This window comes from Variovorax sp. YR634 (assembly GCF_900106655.1).
Lineage (GTDB): Bacteria > Pseudomonadota > Gammaproteobacteria > Burkholderiales > Burkholderiaceae_C > Variovorax.
Genome location: NZ_FNOL01000034.1, coordinates 25,705 through 45,249, shown reverse-complemented (window position 1 = coordinate 45,249; position 19,545 = coordinate 25,705). Strand labels below are relative to the sequence as shown.

Annotated in this window: 18 protein-coding genes; 3 read left to right on the top strand and 15 right to left on the bottom strand. The window is 68.1% G+C overall.

Features of this window, described 5'->3' with window-relative positions; all coding sequences use genetic code 11:
• On the top strand, window positions 1–1,353 hold the full coding sequence (locus tag BLV60_RS32265) for an MFS transporter (RefSeq protein ID WP_176929041.1): 1,353 nt from the start codon (window positions 1–3) through the stop codon (window positions 1,351–1,353).
• A 76-nt stretch (window positions 1,354–1,429) separates the two neighbouring features.
• On the opposite strand, the gene BLV60_RS32260 is transcribed toward BLV60_RS32265, so the two are convergent.
• The 8 genes from BLV60_RS32260 to deoC all read right to left on the bottom strand — a co-directional run bounded on the left by BLV60_RS32260 (window position 1,430) and on the right by deoC (window position 11,062).
• Window positions 1,430–2,473 (bottom strand): ABC transporter permease, encoded by a 1,044-nt coding sequence (locus BLV60_RS32260; protein ID WP_093059604.1) that lies wholly within the window; start codon window positions 2,471–2,473, stop codon window positions 1,430–1,432.
• Window positions 2,470–4,059, bottom strand: coding sequence for a sugar ABC transporter ATP-binding protein (locus tag BLV60_RS32255; protein ID WP_093059602.1), 1,590 nt, complete (start codon window positions 4,057–4,059; stop codon window positions 2,470–2,472). The genes BLV60_RS32260 and BLV60_RS32255 overlap by 4 nt, the downstream gene beginning before the upstream one ends.
• An 11-nt stretch (window positions 4,060–4,070) precedes the next feature.
• On the bottom strand, window positions 4,071–5,075 hold the full coding sequence (locus BLV60_RS32250) for a substrate-binding domain-containing protein (protein ID WP_093059600.1): 1,005 nt from the start codon (window positions 5,073–5,075) through the stop codon (window positions 4,071–4,073).
• Window positions 5,076–5,083: 8 nt separating this feature from the next.
• Window positions 5,084–6,136: an ABC transporter permease gene (locus tag BLV60_RS32245; protein ID WP_176929039.1), complete on the bottom strand. Its 1,053-nt coding sequence runs from the start codon at window positions 6,134–6,136 to the stop codon at window positions 5,084–5,086.
• A 13-nt stretch (window positions 6,137–6,149) separates the two neighbouring features.
• Complete coding sequence (gene rbsK, locus BLV60_RS32240) at window positions 6,150–7,094, bottom strand: ribokinase (protein ID WP_093059598.1); 945 nt, start codon at window positions 7,092–7,094, stop codon at window positions 6,150–6,152.
• Window positions 7,095–7,098: 4 nt separating this feature from the next.
• Window positions 7,099–7,551: an RbsD/FucU family protein gene (locus BLV60_RS32235; RefSeq protein ID WP_093059596.1), complete on the bottom strand. Its 453-nt coding sequence runs from the start codon at window positions 7,549–7,551 to the stop codon at window positions 7,099–7,101.
• Between the two features lie 123 nt (window positions 7,552–7,674).
• Complete coding sequence (locus BLV60_RS32230; protein ID WP_093059594.1) at window positions 7,675–10,083, bottom strand: aldehyde dehydrogenase family protein; 2,409 nt, start codon at window positions 10,081–10,083, stop codon at window positions 7,675–7,677.
• Window positions 10,084–10,087: 4 nt separating this feature from the next.
• Window positions 10,088–11,062: a deoxyribose-phosphate aldolase gene (gene deoC, locus BLV60_RS32225; protein WP_256329673.1), complete on the bottom strand. Its 975-nt coding sequence runs from the start codon at window positions 11,060–11,062 to the stop codon at window positions 10,088–10,090.
• 317 nt (window positions 11,063–11,379) lie between these two features.
• Here deoC and BLV60_RS32220 point away from each other — a divergent pair, with 317 nt between their 5' ends.
• Window positions 11,380–12,168 carry a DeoR/GlpR family DNA-binding transcription regulator gene (locus tag BLV60_RS32220; protein WP_093059624.1) on the top strand — a complete coding sequence of 263 codons (789 nt, stop codon included), beginning with the start codon at window positions 11,380–11,382 and terminating at the stop codon, window positions 12,166–12,168.
• Window positions 12,169–12,208: 40 nt separating this feature from the next.
• Here BLV60_RS32220 and BLV60_RS32215 read toward each other — a convergent pair whose 3' ends face one another.
• The 7 genes from BLV60_RS32215 to BLV60_RS34205 form a co-directional block, all read right to left on the bottom strand.
• Entirely contained in the window at window positions 12,209–13,306 is a 1,098-nt protein-coding gene (locus BLV60_RS32215) for an ABC transporter substrate-binding protein (RefSeq protein ID WP_093059590.1), read from the bottom strand.
• Between the two features lie 82 nt (window positions 13,307–13,388).
• Window positions 13,389–14,276, bottom strand: coding sequence for an ABC transporter permease (locus BLV60_RS32210; protein WP_093059588.1), 888 nt, complete (start codon window positions 14,274–14,276; stop codon window positions 13,389–13,391).
• A gap of 12 nt (window positions 14,277–14,288) precedes the next feature.
• Window positions 14,289–15,101, bottom strand: coding sequence for an ABC transporter ATP-binding protein (locus tag BLV60_RS32205; RefSeq protein WP_093059586.1), 813 nt, complete (start codon window positions 15,099–15,101; stop codon window positions 14,289–14,291).
• The gene (locus tag BLV60_RS32200; RefSeq protein ID WP_176929037.1) at window positions 15,098–15,889 is read right to left on the bottom strand and encodes an alpha/beta fold hydrolase; all 792 of its coding nucleotides are present in this window, start codon (window positions 15,887–15,889) and stop codon (window positions 15,098–15,100) included. Before BLV60_RS32200 ends, BLV60_RS32205 begins: the two co-directional genes overlap by 4 nt.
• Window positions 15,886–16,293 carry a VOC family protein gene (locus BLV60_RS32195; RefSeq protein ID WP_093059582.1) on the bottom strand — a complete coding sequence of 136 codons (408 nt, stop codon included), beginning with the start codon at window positions 16,291–16,293 and terminating at the stop codon, window positions 15,886–15,888. The genes BLV60_RS32200 and BLV60_RS32195 overlap by 4 nt, the downstream gene beginning before the upstream one ends.
• Window positions 16,294–16,297: 4 nt before the next feature.
• Complete coding sequence (locus BLV60_RS32190) at window positions 16,298–17,899, bottom strand: FAD-dependent monooxygenase (RefSeq protein WP_176929035.1); 1,602 nt, start codon at window positions 17,897–17,899, stop codon at window positions 16,298–16,300.
• 2 nt (window positions 17,900–17,901) lie between these two features.
• On the bottom strand, window positions 17,902–18,471 hold the full coding sequence (locus BLV60_RS34205; protein WP_143042668.1) for a GAF domain-containing protein: 570 nt from the start codon (window positions 18,469–18,471) through the stop codon (window positions 17,902–17,904).
• Between the two features lie 74 nt (window positions 18,472–18,545).
• Between BLV60_RS34205 and BLV60_RS32185 the strand changes: the two genes are divergently transcribed.
• Window positions 18,546–19,517: a LysR family transcriptional regulator gene (locus tag BLV60_RS32185; protein WP_176929033.1), complete on the top strand. Its 972-nt coding sequence runs from the start codon at window positions 18,546–18,548 to the stop codon at window positions 19,515–19,517.
• Window positions 19,518–19,545: the final 28 nt, after the last annotated feature.

Below are 19,545 nucleotides of genomic sequence, written 5' to 3'. Positions count from 1 at the left end.
TTGCTGACCCCATCCAGAGGCTGGTATGTCGTCTGCGTGTTCTGGCTGTGCGCAATCATTTCGTACATCGACCGGACGGTGGTCAGCATCCTCGTCGACGCGCTGAAGCACTCGTTCTCCATCGACGATGCGCAGATCGGATTGGTGCAGGGCTTTGCGTTCACGGTGTGCTACGCGGTAATGGGCATCCCGCTGGCACGGGCGCTGGACAAAGGGAACCGCGTGAGGATTGCCGGCGTCTGCGTGCTGGTCTGGTCCCTTGCGACCATTGCGTGCGGACTCGCTCCCAATTTCCATGCCTTCATGGCGGCGCGGGCGGTCACCGCGGTGGCGGAAGCCGGGCTGATCCCGGCCGCGCTGTCGATCTTCACCGACAGCTTCTCGCCGCGCCGGCTGGTGGGCAGAACATCCGTCTTCATGACCGCGCCCTTCGTGGGAGGCGGCCTATCGCTCGTGCTGGGCGGCCTTCTGCTCAGGGGGTTCACGCAGTCCGGCGGTCTGTCGCTGCCGCTTGTCGGCGCGTTGGAGCCTTGGCAAAGCGTTCTGGTGTGCGTGGGGGCGCCCGGCCTGCTGCTCGGCGCGGTTCTTCTCGCGACCGTGCGCGAGCCCGTTCGCCAGCAGCCATCGGCGCTGCCCACGGCCAGTGCCACTTTCCCCGGGGCTGTGAAGGACCGCGTCGGCTTCTTCGCGCCGTACCTGATCGGCGGCATGCTCGTCACGGTCGGCTTCTACTCGCAGTCGGCATGGGCGCCTTCGTTCTTCATTCGCGTTCATCACCTGGGCGCGGCCGATGTCGGGCGCATCCTGGGGCCCATCAACATCTTTTTCGGGTTGGGCGGTGCCTTGCTGGGCGGGGTGCTTGCAAGCAGGGCGCCCGACGAACTGGCTGCCCGGCGTATCGTCCAGATCGCAATGGGCGTGACGCTCGCGGTCGTTCCGCTCATTGCAGGAACCTACCTGGTGGCGAGCACGACATTGGCGATGGTGCTCTACGCCAGCACGGCGCTTTTGTTCGCGATGTACCTGGCGCTGTCGGCCATCCCGATTCAGGTGCTTGCGCCGAGGGCTTTCAGGGCGCAGGTCATCGCGGTGGCTGCATTCCTGAACACGGTGGGTGGGGGCGGGAGCGGTCCTTTCTTCACGGGCTGGGTCAGCGAGCGGATCGGGGGCCCGTCGATGATCGGCCATGGACTGCTGATCGTCGCCATCCCCAGCGCGCTGCTTGCCGGCGCGACGTTGTGGATGGCGTTGCGGTGGCTCAAGGCAAACGAGGACAGCTTCAGCCGAGCCGGGCGCGGCGACATGGCCGCCGAGCCTTCACCCCCCGAAGTCCATCAGCCTGCTCGCGCATAGCGGCGGCTGTAGCCTGGTCGGTCGATGCCCGCCTCTGACAGTCATCGATCTGCCTTCTGGCATGAGCGTGAAGCCCTCAGCCCTGCTTGCGCATCGCGAAGCAAGCCCCGGCCACGAGGATGAAGGCTCCGATGATGACCTTCTGCCAGGTGCTGGGCACTCCCGCCAGGATCAGCACGTTATTGATCAGCGTGACCAGCACCACGCCGAGCAGCGTGCCGCCCACGGTGCCGCTGCCGCCGGTGATGCGGGCGCCGCCGAGGATCACGGCGGCGATCACGTCCAGTTCGTTGCCCACCAGGTCGAAAGGATTGGCCAGCCGCGTGCTCGACACATGCACGATGCCCGCCAGGCCCGACAGGAAACCCGCGTACGCGAACACGAAGACGTGAACGGTGCGCAGGTTGTAGCCCAGCCGCTCCGCGATTGCCAGGCTGCCGCCGATGGCGTACACCGCGCGGCCGATCAGCGTGCGGTTCAGCAGCCACCAGGTCAGCACCGCCGCGCCAGCCAGCACCAGCACGGTGGCCGGCAGCACCGCGTGCAGGCCCTGCGGCGTGTCGAAGCGCCAGAGCGCGAGCTTGCCGAAGGCATCCATCGGCAGCGGCACGTTCATGAAGAACACGGTGCCGACAAAGGTCAGCAGGATGCCGCGGTACAGGTACTGCGTGCCGATGGTCACGATCAGCGAGGGCGCCTTGAGCCAGTGCACCAGCAGGCCATTGAGCACGCCGAGCACCGCGCCGCTGGCCGCACCCGCCACCAGCAGCAGCGCGATCGGCGCTTCCGGAAAGTAGTTCAGCACGAGCTTGGTGATGCTGTACATCGTGAGCGCGGCAATCGCCGCGAACGACACGTCGATGCCGCCCGCGGCCAGCACGATCAGCACGCCGAGCGCGAACAGGCCCAGCACCGTGCAGGCGCGCACGATGTCGAACAGCACCGGCAACTGGAAGAAGCTCGGGTTGATCGCGCCCACCACCAGGCTCACCAGCACGATCAGCGCCAGTGTGAAGACCGAGGGGCGCTGCGCGAGCCAGTGGCGCCAGGACGTGCGGGCCCGGGGCTCGGGCGCTGCGGGCACAGCGGTGGTGTGCGCTTGCATGGTGGAAGCCGTCATGAGAATGCGGGAGAGGGGGTGTCGGAAACCAGCGCGCGGTACAGCTCGCTTTCGGCCAGCCCTTGCGCGTCGAAGTCGTGGGCGATGCGGCCCTTGCGCATCAGAAGGATGCGGTCGCAGTTCTGCAGCAGTTCCTGCAGGTCGTCGCTGACCAGGATCACGCCCAGCCCCTGCTCGGCCAGCCGCTGCACGATGCGGTAGATGGTGTCTTTCGAGCCGACGTCCACGCCCACGGTCGGGCCGTGCAGGATCAGCACCCGCGGATCGATGGCGAGCCAGCGGCCGATGAGCACGCGCTGCTGGTTGCCGCCCGAGAGCGACTGCACCGGGCGGTCCACGTCGGGCGTAGCGATCTGCAGGTCGGCCACGGTGCGTTCGGCCAGCGCCTGGCACTGGCGCGCATCGAGCGCGCCGAAGCGCCCGCGCAGGCGGCCGAGCACGGCCGTGACGATGTTGTCGCGGATGGGCTTGTCGAGAAAGAGGCCTTCGCTGAGCCGGTCTTCGGGCACATAGCCGATGCCCTGGCGGATGCCGTCGGCCGGTGTCTTCAGCGTGATCTCCTTCGCTGCGAGCGAGATGCGGCCGCGGTCCGCGGCCTGCACGCCCGCGAGCGCCATCGCCAGCTCGTTGCGCCCCGAGTCGAGCAGCCCGGTGATGCCCAGGATCTCGCCCTTGTGCAGCGTGAAGCCCACGTCGCTGAATTGCGTGCCGCGGCCCAGCGCCTCGACCTCCAGCAGCACGTCGCCGTCGTGCGAGCGGTGACGGTAGCGGGCGCCGTCGAGCTGCTTGCCGGTCATCCAGTGCGCGAGCTCGGCCTTGGTGAAACCCTTGATCGGTCCCTGCGCGACCTTGGTGCCGTCGCGGAACACGATGGCCTGGCCGCCCATGGCCATGCACTCGTCGAGCTTGTGGCTCACGAACAGCACCGCCACGCCCTGCGCGCGCAGCGCCTCGACCACGTGCACGAGGTTGTCCACTTCCTTCTGCGTGAGCGAGGTGGTGGGCTCGTCCATGATGACCATGCGCGCGCGCGTGGCCACGGCGCGCGCGATCGCCACCAGCTGGCGCGTGGCAATGGGCAGTTCGTCGACGCGGCGCGCCAGGAAGGCTGCGTCGGTCGGCAGCTTCACCGTCTCCAGCGCACGCACGGCCGTGGCCGCGACCGCCTTGCCGTCGAAACGGCGCGCCAGCTTGCCGCCGGTGCTCACCAACTGCTCGCTGAGCGCGACGTTCTCGGCCACGCTCATGTTCGGCAGCAGGGACAGGTCCTGGTAGACCGTCTCGATGCCGAGCGTGAGCGCCTGAAGCGGCGACAGCGCATCGTGCGGCCTGCCGTCGATCACGATGCGGCCCTGGCTCGGCGGCTGCGCGCCCGAGATGATCTTGATCAGCGTGCTCTTGCCGCAGCCGTTCTCGCCGAGCAGGTGGTAGATCTCGCCGGCCTCGATCGTCAGGTCGATGCCGCGCAGCGCGTGCACGCCCGCGAAGCGCTTGTGCACGTCCTGCACCTCGAGAAAGACGCGGCGCCCCGTCGGCGCGGCCGGAAAGTGCGGAACGGGCGTGGAGGGCGCTGCTGCAAGGGTCATGGTTCGCAGGCTCAGAAGGCGTACTTCTTGTAGTTCTGCTTGTCGACCTCGACCCAGGCCTGGCCCGTGACGACGATGCCGACGCCTGGTCCCTTCTTGACCGAGACCTTGTTGTAGCCCGGCACGCCCATGTCGGTGCCGTCGGTGATGGTCTTGCCGTCGATCAGCATCTTGGCTGCCTTGTTCATGACGAGGCCGGCATCCTTCGGGTCCCAGAAGGCGATGCCACCGACCGCGCCCGACTCGAGGAACTTGGCCGCCTCGCTGGGCAGGCCCGTGCCGAACACGCAGACCTTGCCCTGCAGGCCGGCTTCTTCCACCGCGCGGCCGATGCCCAGCACATCGAGCGACGACGAGCCCTGGAAGCCCTTCAGGTCGGGGTGCTTGCGCAGCATTTCCTTGGCCTTGCCGTAGGCCTTCTCGGCGTCGTTGAGCGATTCGTTCTTGGCATCGACGAGCTGCATCTTGGGGTACTTCTTCGCGTTCGAGGCGCCGCCGTCGGCCCACTGCACCTGCGACTGGCTGCCCAGCGAACCCACCAGCGAGGTCCACTTGCCCTGCTGGCCCATGCAGGCGGCCAGGCGCTCGTTGATGCGCGCGCCGTAGGCCGTGTTGTCGAAGGCCTCGATGTCGACCATGGTGTTTTTCTGGTTGTCGGCCTCGTGCGTCACGACCTTGATGCCGCGTTCCATCGCGCGCTTGAGCACCGGCTCCAGCGTGGGCGGGTCCATCGAGACCACGGCGATGGCGTCGACCTTCTTGGCCACCAGGTCTTCGACCAGGCGCTGTTGCTGCGCGGCGTCCGACTGGGCCGGGCCGATCTGGCGCGTGGTCACGCCCGGCGTGCTCGCGCCGAATTCCTTCACCCCCACTTCCATGCGGTTGAACCAGCTGATGCCGGTGATCTTCACCACGGTGACGATGTCTTGCGGCTTGCCCTGCGCGTGCAGTGCCGAGGCAAAGGCCACGGTGGTGAGGGCGAGTGCGGTGCAGGCGATCTTTGTTTTCTTCAGCATGTTGTCTCCTAGCCCTCGGGGTTTCTTTGCGCCGCGCCAGGAGGGAGCTGGTGCGGCGGTGCGCTGGAGCGCGAAGTGGAAAGAAAGATGCGCAGGTCCTGCAGGCCGAAGCGCCCGTAGGCCAGGAAGAACAGCAGCAGCAGGCCCCAGGCGCAGTCGCGGAAGAAGTTGGAAATGCCCAGCAGGTTGAAGGTGCTCGACAGCAGCTGCAGCGCCACCGCCGAGAAGAACAGGCACACCATGCGTCCGTAGCCGCCCTGTGGCCGCACGCCCGCCATCACCGTGATGAGGATGGCGATCAGCAGGTAGGAGTTGCCGTAGTCCGACTTCACGCTCGCGGTGCGCGCGGCAATGATCACGCCGGCCACGGCTGCGAGGAATCCGCACAGCGCGTAGGTCGCGATCAGCATGCGGGCCTGCGAGATGCCGGCGTAGCGCGCCGCCTTGGCGTTGGTGCCGAGCAGGAACAGGCGGATGCCGAAGGGGCTTTGCCGCAGCAGCCAGCCGACGGCCAGCAGCATCACTAGGAAGATCACGAACGGAATCGGCACGCCCAGCACCATCTCGTTGCCGATGGCCGAGAGCGCCTCGGCATCGCCCACGCGCAGGCTGGAGCCACCCGTGAGCACCACTGCCAGGCCGGTGTAGAGCAGCTGCGTGCCCAGCGTGCAGAGGATGGGCGTGAGGCCCGCCTTCGCGATCAGCACGCCGTTGAGCAATCCACCGGCCAGGCCCACCGCCAGCGCGATGGCGGCGAACCAGCCGGTGTAGAGCCAGGGCGACACATCGGGCGCGGCCAGCTGCGGCGCGAGGGTGGCGGCCACCACGCCCGCCAGGTTGGCCAGCGCCACGCCCGACAGGTCGATGCCGCCGTTGCCCGAGATCATCGACAGCGCCACGCCCATGGCCAGCAGGCCGAGTTCGGGCAGCTGGCCGCCCATGGACTGGAAGTTGTAGACGTCGAGAAAGTCCCCCTTGGACAGCACTGTCGCCACCACGAGGATGAGGACGTTGATGCCGACCAGGAAGTTGAGTTCGCGGTCTGAAAACCTGAGCTTCATGGGCAGGGTCCTGTCAGGCGACGCGAGCCAGCAGCGCATCGACCTCGGCGCGCGTGGGCATCGAGGGCGCCGTGCCGGCACGTGTCACGGAGATGGCCGCGACCGCCGCGCCGAAGCGCGCCGCCTCGCGGGCAGTGGCGCCCTCGGCCAGCGCGGCCGCAAAGCCGCCGTTGAAGGCGTCGCCCGCGCCGGTGGTTTCCTTCACCGCGCCGGCGCGGAACACCGGAATGTGCTCGGAGCCGCTTGCGCTGTGCAGCAGGGCGCCCTTGTCGCCGAGCGTGATGAGCGCGCAGCCCACGCCCTTGGCGAGGAAGAAGTCGCCCGCGCGGCGCGCGTCCTCGATGGTTTCGACGGGTATGCCGCTCAGGGCTGCGGCTTCGTGCTCGTTGGGTGTGATGTAGTCGCACAGTGCGTAGAGCGCGTCGTCGAAGGGCAGGGCGGGCGCGGGGTTGAACACGGTGAGCGTGCCGGCCTCGCGGGCAATCTCCAGCCCGCGGCGCGCGGCGGCGGCCGGCTGCTCGAGCTGGGTGACGAACACGCGTGCGCCGCGGATCGCATCGGCTGCCGCGTCGACGTCGGCGGCGTCGATCAGCATCGCGGCGCCTGGCACCACGATGATGGCGTTGTCGCCGGTGACTTCATGAACGTAGATGAACGCCGCGCCGGTCGGCTGCGCCGTCACCTGCGGCGCGCGCGGCGTGATGCCCTCGCGCGACCACAGGGCGAGCGCGTCGTTGCCGAAGGCGTCCTGCCCCAGCTTGGAGATGAACGTGACCCCGGCGCCTGCGCGTGCGGCTGCCACGGCCTGGTTCGATCCCTTGCCGCCCGGGCCCATTGCGAAGCCAGAGCCGGCGATGGTCTGGCCCACGCCCGGAAGGCTGGACGCGCGAAACGCAAGGTCGGCAACGAAGATGCCGAGCACGGCGACGCCGTGCTGCCTGGAAGTGAGGACGGTCATGGGGTCAGGCCTGCGGCGCGAGCACGCCCTTTTTGAAGATGAAGCAGCCGTAGAAGCGGCGCTCGCCGGTGGCGATCACGCAGTAGGCGCGGCGCGCGGCTTCATAGAAGGCGAAGCGTTCGATCGAGCCCAGCGGGCGCGCGCGCCCCTCGGCGGCGTCGATCTCGCGCTGCATTTCCTGCTGCACCGGCGGGATCTCGTGCGGCTGGCCCATGATTTCCATGCGGCGCGCCGGATCGTCCACCGCCTCGTCGAGCGGCAGCACCGACAGGATGGCGCGCGCCGCTTCCGTGGTGCCCACGCCGTCGATGCGAAGCAGCCGGCCCAGCGTGGTCTGGCGCGCCACCGAGTCGGCCGGAAAGTTGGCATCGCACAGCACCAGTTCGTCGCCATGGCCCATGGCGCGCAGGGCGTACAGCACGTCGGCATTGAGCAGCGGATGGATGGACTTCAGCATGCGGACTCCTGGCGATGGAACGGTTCGGTTGGCTGCGATCTTAGGGAAAGAAAACGTTTGCGCAAACGTTTGCTATTGAGGGATTTCCCTTGGTTTTCGAGGCTTTGGAAGCACTGACAGCGCTCATTCGCCATAGGGAATCCAGATGTTCTTGACCTGCGTGGCATGCCGCAGGAACAGCGGGCCTTCGGCCGCCGCGCCGTCGTGCCAGTCGGTGGCCAGGCCGTGGTCGACCAGCGTGCGCTTGAGGTTGCCGATCGACAGCCGCTCCGCGGTGCGCGACAGCTCCTTCGCACCGAAGACCCACAGCGCATCGACGTCGTCGTGCTCGGCCAGCGTCTGCGCAAGGCCGGCGACAGGGCCGGTCACGAGGTTGACCACGCCGGCCGGCAGGTCGGAGGTTTCGAGCACCTGGTAGAAGTCGGTCGCGATCAGCGGATGCTTCTCGCTCGGCACGATCACCGTGCGGTTGCCCATGGCGAGCAGCGGCGCGAGCAGGCTCACGAAGGACAAGAGCGGCGCTTCGTCGGGGCACACCACGCCGACCACGCCGATGGCCTCGACGGTGGCCAGTGCCACGCCGCGCAGCGGCGGCATGTGCACCGTGCCTTCGTACTTGTCGGCCCACGCACCGTAGGCGAAGAGGCGGCTCACGGCGGCGTCGACTTCGGCCTGTGCGGCGCGCGCGGCCGCGCCGGTCAGGCTTGTGAGGCGCGCGGCGAATTCGCCGGCGCGCGCCGAGAGGTTTTCGGCCAGGTAGTAGAGCGCCTGCGCGCGGCGGTGCGGCGTGGCGCTCGACCAGCCCGTGGCGGCGCGCGCGGCGGCCACGGCGTTGCGGATGTCCTTGCGGTTGCCGGTGCCCACCTCGCCGAGCCGCTGGCCGGTGGCGGAGAACACGGGGTGCGAGAGCTCGCCATCCGGGCGCACCTGCTTGCCGCCGATGAACAGCTTGGCCGTGCGGTCGATGGCCGGAAGCCCCGCGGCGACCGGTGCCTTGTCTGCCTCGTTCGCAGCTTGGGCAAATGCAGTTGCCGGACGCGGCTTGCGCTCGGCCCATGCGCGCGGCTTCAGGTATTCGTAGCAGCCCTCGCGTCCGCCTTCGCGGCCGTAGCCCGATTCGCGGTAGCCGCCGAAGCCCACGCCCGCGTCGAACAGATTGGTTGCGTTGACCCACACCACGCCGGCCTGCAGCTGCGGCGCGATACCCAGCGCAAGGCCGATGGTCTCGCTCCACACGCTGGCCGCGAGACCGTAGCGCGTGTTGTTGGCCAGTGCCACGGCCTCGTCGGGCGTGCGGAAGGTCATGGTCACCAGCACCGGGCCGAAGATCTCTTCGGTCGCAACGGTGGAGGCAGGGTGCACACCCGTCAGCAGCGTGGGCGGAAAGAAGCTGCCGCCCGCGGGCAGCGCGCCCGGCGGCTGGTAGCAGACTGCGCCTTCGCGCACGCCGGTGGCCACCAGCGAACGCACGCGTTCGAGCTGCGAAGGGTCGATCAGGCTGCCGATGTCGATCGCCTTGTCCAGCGGCAGGCCCACGCGAAGGCTCTGCATGCGGCGCTTGAGGCGTTCGATGAAGTCGGCCGCAATGCCTTCCTGCAGCAGCAGCCGCGAGCCGGCGCAGCACACCTGGCCCTGGTTGAACCAGATGGCGTCGACCACGCCTTCCACGGCGGCATCGATGTCGGCGTCGTCGAACATGATGAAGGGCGACTTGCCGCCCAGCTCCAGCGTGAGCGACTTGCCCGAGCCGGCGGTGGCTTCGCGGATCAGGCGGCCCACGTCGGTCGAGCCGGTGAAAGCGATCTTGTCGACGCCTTCGTGCGCCACCAGCGCCGCGCCCGTGGCACCGTCGCCGGTCACCACGTTCAGCACACCGGCGGGCAGGCCGGTCTGCGCCGCGAGTTCGGCGAACAGCAGGGCGCTCAGCGGCGTGAACTCCGCGGGCTTGAGCACCACCGTGTTGCCCAGCGCCAGCGCGGGCGCGATCTTCCAGGCCAGCATCAGCAACGGGAAGTTCCAGGGAATGATCTGGCCGATCACGCCCAGCGGCACCTGGTCGGCGAACTCGCGCTCCTGCAGCTGGGCCCAGCCGGCGTGGTGATAGAAGTGGCGCGCCACCAGCGGCACGTCGAGGTCGCGGCTCTCGCGGATCGGCTTGCCGTTGTCCAGCGCCTCGACCACCGCGAGCAGCCGCGCATGGCGCTGCACCATGCGCGCCAGGGCGTACAGATGCCGTGCACGGCCGTGGCCGCCGAGCGCCAGCCAGCCGGGCTGCGCGGCGCGCGCCGCGGCGACGGCGGCGTCCACGTCCTGCGCGGACCCCTGTGCGATGCCGGCGAGCCGCTGGCCGGTGGCTGGTTCGGCCGTGTCGAAATGCGGGCCGGCCGATGCGGGGGTGAAGTGCCCGCCGATGAAGTGGCCGAAGCCTTCTGCATGGCGCGAGAGCCATTGGCGGGCGTCGGTGTCGCTCTCTGGCGCGGGGCCGTAGTCCATGGTGTCGAAATAGCGTGCGACGCTGCTGTTGCTGCTCATCGGGTCATCCGATCGGGTGGCGGTGGAAGGCCGAGTAGCGGCCCGTGACGTGGTGTTCCAGCTGGCGCTCGATGTCGGCCAGCAGGGTGGAGGCGCCGATGCGGAACAGGTCGGGCTCGAGCCAGGCGCGGCCCAGCTCTTCCTTCATGAGCACCTGGTAGTCGAGCGCGGTCTTGGCGGTGGAGACACCGCCGGCGGGCTTGTAGCCCACGCGAAAACCCGTGCGGGCTTCGTACTCGCGGATCATGCGCAGCATCACCAGCGTGACCAGCGGCGTGGCGTTCACGCCTTCCTTGCCGGTGGAGGTCTTGATGAAATCGGCGCCGGCCATCATGCAGACCATCGAGGCCTTGGCGACGTTGCGCAGCGTCTTCAGTTCGCCCGTGGCCAGGATGGCCTTCACGTGCGCATCGCCCGCTGCCAGGCGAAAGTCGCGCATCTCGTCGTAGAGCTTTTGCCACTGCCCGGTGAGCACGTGTTCGCGCGTGATGACGATGTCGATCTCGGCCGCGCCGTCGCGCACCGATGCTTCGATCTCCTTGAGCTTGAGCTCGTGCGGAATCAGCCCCGCCGGAAAGCCCGTGGACACCGCCGCCACCGGAATGCCGGTGCCCGCGAGCGCATCCACGGCCGTGGCCACGAAGCGGTGATAGACGCAGACCGCGCCGGTGTGCAGCGTGCGATCTGCAAAGCCCAGCGCGGCCAGCAGGTCGGGGCGCACGGGGGTCGCGGCCTTGGCGCACAGCCTGCGCACGCGCTCGGCCGTGTCGTCGCCGTTGAGAGTGGTCAGGTCGATGCAGGTGATGGCCTTGAGCAGCCAGCCGGCCTGCGCATCTTTCTTGACCGAGCGGCGACCGGGCAGCGTGGCCACGCGGCGTTCGGCGGCCGAGAGGTTGACGCGGATGTTGTCGAACCAGCCGGTGTCGAAGGGTTGCGCGGTGTTGCGCGCGATGGTGTGCGGCTTCTTGTCGGGCGCCATCGCCGCGGCGCCGGCAACGGCAGCCGGGGGCGAAGCGGCCGCGACGGTCGAGACGGGGCGCGAGCGCACCGCGCCGCTGGCGCGAACGAGGGAAGTGGAGGTCATGGAGTGAAGGGCGCCGGGGCGCGCAGGCGCCGCGTGAGCGGCAGGCAGGCAAGGGGCATGTCTTTGTCTCCGATCGTTGTGCAGACCGCCGTGCAGGGCCGGTGGCGCATTGGCGTGAATGTTATTTCAATAACATTTATCTGCGCAAGATGTTTTTGAAATAACATTTTTGATGCCCGATACTCAGGCGTGTGGACCAGAGGAACCAGAACATGCGAAAGACCGCCGGCGCCGAGGCCCGGGCCTTGCGCCTTGCAAAGATGCAGGAGCTCGTCGAGGCCGGCGGACCGTTGCCGATCAAGCAGGCCGCCCAGCGGCTGGACGTGACGGAAATGACGATCCGCCGCGACCTGTCGGCCGCCGACTCGCCGCTCACCGCCCTCGGCGGCTACGTGCTTGCGACCACGCTGCCGGGCGCCGACAGGTACTCGCTCGACGAGGCCAGCGACCAGCACGCAGCGCACAAGCGCGTGGCCTGCGAACGCGCCGCCACGTGGGTGCAGGCGCACGACAGCCTGTTCATCGACTGCGGCACCACCATGGTCCATTTCGCGGAGGCCTTGCCGCCCGACATGCCATTGAGCGTGGTGTGTTACTCCACGAACATCGCGTCGATCCTCAGCCGCCGGCCGAACACGCAGTTGATGCTGCTGGGCGGGCTGTACCACGCGTCGTCGGCCACGTTCTTTTCCGACGAGGGGCTGCAATATCTCAACCGGCTGGGCGTGAACAAGGCCTTCATCTCGGCCGGCGGACTGGACCTGGAGCGGGGCGCGAGCTGTTCCAATTTTCACGAAGTACCGGTGAAGCAGGCGGCGATCCGCAGCGCGTCGCAGAGCTTCCTGATCGTGGATGAAAGCAAGCTCAATCGCCTGCGGCCCGCTTTCTTCAGTCCGCTCGATGCGTTTGCGCGCATCGTGGTGGGCGGGGCGCCCGTGCCGGGTCTGCGCAAGCAGTTCAAGGATTTGCCGATCGAGTTTGCGCGGCCCACAACCGCTTGAATCAAGACGCGCCCGCAGTCGGCCGCAACGCAAAAGGCGGCTACAGCTTGAAAGCCTTCGCCATCTCCACCACCGCCTGCTTGTCGAAGGCATTGATCTCGTCGATCAACTCGTTGGTGAACAGCCGGTTCGGATCGCCCAGCTCTTCCGCCAGCTTGGGGTTCTTGCTGCTCTCGGCGGTCATCTCGATGTTGGCCTTCCACTCGGCCAGCGACGACGCGCCGATGCGCTGGTCGGGATCGTCCGGCCGGCGCATCCAGCTGTTCTTGCGGTCCTTCAGGACGAACGCCAGTTCCTTGCGAACCTCTTCCTCGCTGCGGCCCTTGGGCCGGCTCTCGGGGTACACGGCCCAGTGCAGGTCGATGCCGGCATCGAGGTTGTTGTGCGCAAAGATCGTGGACTTGGCGATACCGCGGAACAGCGCCACCAGCGCCTTGCGCTCTTCCTTCAACAGCTTGCGCGGCACGCAGATCCAGCCGGACCCCACCTGGGCGAACTTCGGCGTGATCGGTACGTAGCGCAGCCTGGTGCCGATCAGCTCGACGCGCGCCGCCGCGGTGTCGAAGCTCACCATCGCATCGACGCGGTCGTTGTCGATCGCCGCGCCGGCCGGCGCGCCGTCGCCGATGGCGATGTATTCGCACTTGTCGTCCTTCAGGCCCAGTTCGGCGAGCATGGTCCTGGTGACCACGATGCCGCTGTCACCCTGGCTGCGCACGCCGATGCGCTTGCCCGCCAGGTCTGCCGCCGACTTGATCGGGCTGCCCGGCTTCACCACGATCACGTTGGCATTGCGCGGCAGCCACTTGTACACGCTCACCAGGTCCAGCGTCGGGTCCTTGGCCATCGCCGGCAGCAGGATGCCGGGCACCGCAGGCCCGAAATCCACGTGGCCGCCGCGCAGGCTTTGCAGCGCCTGCGTCATGTTCGACATGTTGACGTACTCCACGTCCACGCCGCCGCGCTTGTAGAAGTTCAGCTTCGGATGCTGGCCCGCAGTCACGAAGCACTGCTGCGGGTCGTTGACCGCCGCGGTGTTCGCCACCTTCATCACGCGCAGGTTCTGCGCCAGTGCCGGCGGCCCGCCGGCGAGCCCGAGGGCACCCAGCCCCAGGCCGAAATCGCGTCGCGTCAACATGGTCCACTCCTTGCCGGCAGGGCGCCGGCCACGTTGGAAGAAAACAGTCGTGCGGCTGAGGCGCCCGCCGCACAAGGGCGGATCAAACGTTCACGGTGCGCTGCGAGGTGTCGGCAGGCATCCAGTGCAGCACCCGCCGCTGCACGCGGCGCAGCAGCCCGGTCAGCAGGATGCCGATGACCGAGAGAACGACGCATACCGCAAAGCTGCCGCCGGTGTCGGCCTGCGCCTCCATCTGCAGGATCAGCACGCCCAGCCCGGCCTGGGCGCCCACGAACTCACCCACCACCGCGCCCACCACGCTGAAGGCGGCGGCCATGTTCAGGCCGGCGAAGATGTAGGGCAGGGCGCTCGGGAACTTGGTCTTGCGGAAGATCTGCCAGCGCGTGGCGGACAGCGACCGCAGCAGGTCGATGCGGTCCGGGTCCACCGCCTTGAAGCCCGCGATGCCAGTCACAAGCACCGGAAAGAAGGTGAGCAGGCAGATGATCACCACCTTGGAGCTGATCCCGAAGCCGAGCCAGACCACGATGATCGGGGCCACCGCCACCTTGGGCACGCTCTGCAGCGCGGCCACGTAGGGCTCCAGCAGCGCTTCCAGCTTCGGCATTTGCGAGACCACGATGCCGATCGCCAGGCCGATGCCGCTGCCGATGAAGAAGCCCAGCAGGATCTCGGCGAGGGTCACGCCGCCGTGGTACCAGAAGCCGTCCTTCGCCATCGGCCCGGTGGCGAAGCCACGCCAGAGCGCGACTGCGATGTCGCTGACCGGCGGAACAAGGTGCCTGGGCAGCTTGAACCACCGCACGGCCGCTTCCCACGAGCCGAGCAGCGTGATCAGCAGCAGGATGGACTGCACGCGCGTGGAGGCCAGCGGGTTGGCGCGGCGCTGGCGCGGCGCCTTCTCGGGCCGGGCGACGACTGCGTCGGGCTGCGCGGTGGAATCGGAGGTCAACGTGGCGGTCGTCATGGCAGCGTCCTTTCAGTCGAATGAAGCGGCGTGCGAGAAGCGCTCGCGGATCGAGGCGGAAGCCGACGCGAAGGCCGGATGCGACATCGCTTCCATCGTTCGCGGCCGCGGCAGGTCGATGGGCAGCACGCGCTCCAGCGTGCCCGGGCGAGGCGACATCACGAACACCTTGTCGCCCAGGAACACGGCTTCGGGAATGGAGTGCGTGATCAGCACGACGGTCTTGCCGCTCTCCATCCAGATGCGCTGCAGCTCGAGGTTCATGCGCTCGCGCGTCATCGCGTCCAGTGCGCCGAAGGGCTCGTCCATCAACAGGATCTTGGGGTCGTGCAGCAGCGCCCGCGCGATCGAGGCGCGCTGCTGCATGCCTCCGCTCAATTGGCGCGGCAGCTTGTGCTCAAAGCCATCGAGGCGAACCATGTGCAGCAGTTGCATGGCGCGCTCGCGCGCCTTCTTCTTGTCCAGCCCGATCACCTCGGCCGGCAGCATCACGTTCTCGAGCACCGTGCGCCAGGGCAGCAGGATCGAACTTTGAAACACGACGCCCACGTCGCGCCGCGTGCCCTGGATCGGCTGGCCGTCGAGCATCACGCTGCCGACCTGGTAGTCGAGCAGCCCGGCCAGGATGCGCAGCAGCGTGCTCTTGCCGCAGCCGCTGGGGCCGACGATGGTGACGAAGCTGCCCTGCTGGATGCTGCAGTCGATCTGCTGGAGCGCGAGCACGCCTTCGCTGCCTGCGCCGAAGTGCTTGGACAGCCCCTCGATCCGGATGTAGTCGGCGCTGCTCTCCGCCTTGGGTGCCGCCTGCAAGAGGGTGGTGTTCATGCCTTGGCTCCTTCGGGCTTCAGGAAGCGGATGAGGTGATGGGCGAGAACCTCCGGCGCCTGCATGGCTGCCACATGGCCGATGGCCGGCAGCAGCACGGCATCGGCCCCGTGGATGCGGCCGGCCATGGCCAGCGTTACCGCAGCCGGCACCACGCGGTCGAGTTCGCCGGCCAGCACGAGCGTTGGTGCCACGATGTCCGCCACGCCGTTATCCAGGGCAGTCGCCACGGTGGCCGTTCGTCGCCGGGAGCGCGCCGACTCCGGCCGGGCATTCGCGAACACGCGCCGCAGTTCGGGCCGCTGCTGCAGATAGGCCTCTGGAAAGAACCAGATCGCCAATTCGTCGGCCGTGCCGGGCAGCCCGTGGCGCAGTTCGGCCAGGCGGCGCGCTTCAGGGCAGAGTTCTTCATACGGCCGCGGCAGCGGCCAGGTGCTGGCGAGCACCAGGTGATCGATCGAGCGTGGATGCAGCAGCGCCAAGGCCTGCGCCACCCTGCCGCCGAACGACGAGCCGAACACGTGCGCGCGCTTGAGCCCGAGTGCCTTGATGAACTGGTGTGCGTCGCCGGCCAGGTCCGCCAGCGTCGCCACGCGCTCGGGCCCTTCGGTGTCGCCGCAATCGCGCTGGTCGTACGAGATCACGGTGAAGTGCTTCGACAGGTGCGGCACCAGCGCGGCGAACATTCCGCGCGTGGCCTCTGCGCCATGCATCAGCACCAGCGCCGGGCCTTGGCCTTCGCGTTCGAAGGCGACACGCACTTCGCCGGCCTGAATGAAGTCGGTCATGCCGCACCGCCTTCTTCCTGATCCAGCCAGAAAGTCATCTCGATCTTCAGCCCGCGTGGGTCGTTCAGGAACAGCTGGTGAATGTCCCATCCGGGAATCGGCGCCTCGACGTATGGCACCCCCAATGCAACGAGGTGCTCGCGCATCTCCTTCAGTCCGCGCGACCGGAACGAGATGTGGTCGACGTGGCCCGTGACCGGCTGCCTCGCTGCGTCAGGCGTCGCAAGGTGCGCATACAGGTGAACGATCGGCTGACCCTCTGCGTAGAGCCAGGCGCCGGGCGCGGGGATCTCCGGCCGGGCTCCGACCTGCAGCCGCATCACGCGTGTGTAGAAGTCGACCAGCTGCGACAGTTCGTCCGGCGTGCAGCGGATCGTGTAGTGGTGCAGTGCGGTGACGGGCATGGCATCAGTCCAGCAGTCGGGCGAGAACGGCGGAGAGCTCGGCGGCGGGGTCCGACGGCGTCCACGGCATGCGGAATGCCACGTGCCCGTCCGGCCGCACGAGCACCGCGCCGCGCAGGCCGAGCAGCAGCCCGTCCTTCTCGTGGCTGTCTTCCAGCTGGTGTGCCTGCACTACTCGGCCGTTCTTGCCGGACACGGCGCGCGCCGCCTCCATCCACCCGTCTGCCTTGGGCCCTGCGACCAGCACGAACTCCCGGTCGAACCAGTCGAGCGTGGTGTGGCGCCGCGCCAGGTCCAGCCACAGATGCGGAAAGCGCGCACCCGGCCGGTCGGTGGGTTCGTACCAGCGCGGGCGCATCACGTGCCTGCCCGTGCCGTCGGGAACGACCGCGCCGTCTTCGTAGCAGAAGCCCAGCGACTGCCCGATGCTGTGGATGTGGTTGTCGCTGTCGCGGATCCAGAAGTCGATGCGGTCCTTGTTGCCCGAGCGCAGAGCCTCGTCGCACCGGGTGAAGCGCGTCGCGTTGTGCAGGCTGAAGTCGGCATTCGATTCGGCGATGGGGCGGCGCTCCTGCTCGTAGCTGTCCAGCAGGCGCGGGCCGGCGCGACCCGTCAGCACGAAGGCCAGTTTCCAGGCGAGGTTGTGCGCGTCCTGGATGCCGGAATTCATGCCGTAGCCGCCGTTGGGCGGAAAGCGGTGCGCCGAGTCGCCCACCAGCAGCACGCGGCCCTTGCGAAAGCTCGCGGCCACCTGGCGGCTCATGCGCCACACCGATCGGTTGATGACCTTCACATCGAGGTTGGAGACGCCGGAAACCGTGCGGGCGAGGCGCACGACTTCTTCATCGCTGCGCTCGCCGGTGCGCTCGTCCACCTCACGGCCCACGGGCAACAGATTGAGCCAGCGGTCCTTGCCGTTCGTGTTGAGCACGGTGGTGATGGGGTAGGGCGACTCCTTCGCGTAGACACGCCAGCCCGCGCACGTCTTGGCATCGCGCACATGGGAGAGGTCGGCCTGCCAGAACTCGTTGGCCATCACGGCGAGCGTGGCCGGCCCGCGCATCTCGATGTCGGCCTGCCGGCGCACCGAGCTGGCGGCGCCGTCCGCGGCGATCAGGTACTGGGCCTGCCAGGTGAGCATCTCGCCCGTGTCCAGCTTGCGGCCGCTCACGGCGATGCCGTCGGCGCCTTCTTCGTACTGCACGAACTCATGGCCGAACAGGAACTGGCCGACCTCGCTCTTGCGCGCATGGTCCAGCAGTTCCACCTCGACCGTGTCCTGCGACTGGATGATCTTCCAGCACGGCGAGTGGCCCACGTTGGGCTCGGGGTTGGTGCGGCCCCATTCGTGGCCGGTCATGGACTCGCAGAACGCGAAGAAGTCCGCGCCGTCAGGCAGCGCATGCCGCTTCATCAGCCCGTCGATGCCCCACTGCCGGAAGATCTCCATCGTGCGGGTGTACGTGCCGCGCGCCTTGGGGTGGTCGGTTGTTGTCGGGCTGCGTTCGAGCAGCACGAATTCGATGCCGAAGCGCTGCAGGAGAATGGCCATCGACAGCCCCACCGGGCCGCCTCCGACGATCACGACAGGAATTCTTGTTGGCATGGTCAGCTCTCCATCGGCGAAGTGAAGGACATATCGGTGAAGCGGTACGCGAGCCCGGGCGCGGCCGGCACCCAGCGCGCCGCAGCCAGCGCCAGGAGGCGGATGCCCAGCACTTCGTGCGGCTGCCATTCGGGGCGTGTGCCGAAGACATTGAACGTGGCGTAGCAGACGGTGCCCCGGAGCAGGGGAACGTTGATCACGCTCTGCAGGCCATACGGGCGCATCTGCTCGAAGTCGTCGAAATGCGGTGCCACGGCCTCTGCACCCTCCGCCACAAACACCCGGCCCTGCACGAAGAGGCACTGCGTCCACGGCGTGAGCGTCTTGCGCTTGGTGCCGCCCACCGGATGGCGCTCGGCCTGGGACGAATAGAAGCGGCGCAGCCGGATCTCGCCGGCCGGGTCGTGCGCGGTCGTCACGTTCTGCTGGATGCTGAAGATGCTTTCGCCTGCGATCAGGCTGCGCATGTGGTCCACCTGGCGCAGGGCTGCATCGGCACTTCGCGCCTCGGCGAGCGCGTCCAGCAGCTCGTTCGTGAGGGCCGTGGGCATCGATGCGGTGGCGATGGGCATGAAGAAAGTCTAGGCGCCGTAATTCACCGAAGTGCATTAAATTCTGATGACTCGATAACCTGGGAGTTATGGCCATGCCGACCGCCCGCGACCCCGCCGCCGACCTGCAGCACACACTGCTCTCCCGCCTGAAGCTGCGGCAGTTGTCGCTGCTGCAGGCCATCGATCGCCACCGCACGCTGGGCCGCGTGGCCGCCGAAATGCGGGTGAGCCAGCCGGCCATCACCAAGGCACTGCGCGAGGCGGAAGACATCTTCGGCAGCAAGCTCTTCGAGCGCACCAGCCGCGGCCTCGTGCCCACGCCGGCCGGAGAGGCCGTGCTGCACTACGCGCAGCGCTGGCTCGCGGAGCTGGAGGCCACCACGCGCGTGCTCACCTCACTGGAGGCGGGGCGCAGCGGACGCCTGCGGCTGGGCCTCACGCAGCAGGTGCCGCAACAGCTGCTGTCCACGGCACTCACTCACTTGCTGGACCGCACCCCGCGCATGGCGGTGATGACGCGCGAGGGCACGACGGACGAACTCGTCGCCGGCCTTGTTGCGCGCGAGCTCGATTGCGCGATCGGCCGTTCTTATGACGGTGATGCAACTGGGCTGGTGCAGGAGGCGGTCTACCAGCAGGAGCCCTGCCTGGTGGTGGCCGCGAAGAGCGTCAAGCGCCTGTCGCGTGGGCCTCTTGACTGGGCGCGACTGGCGCAGCTCGACTGGATCCTGCCGCCGCCGAACACGCCCATGCGCAGGACCTACAACGCGATCTTCGTGGGTGCCGGCGTGCAGCCCCCGGTGCCGATGCTGGAGACCACGTCGATCCGCAGCATGGAGATGGTGCTGCGGACCGAGCCGAACGCCATCGCCATCCTGGCGCGGGACGTGGTGGCCGACATGGAGCGCGCAGGGCACTGGGCGGCGCTGCCCTACAGGTTGAACTGGAACCTGCCGCCGGTGAGCTTCTTCACGCTGAAGGAGCTGGAAGGGCATCCGATGGTGCAGTCGCTGAGGGACGTGGTCGGCAAGACCGCGCGGGAGATGCAGCGCAGGACGGGGTGAGGAAAGGAAAAGGAAAGGAGAGGCCCTG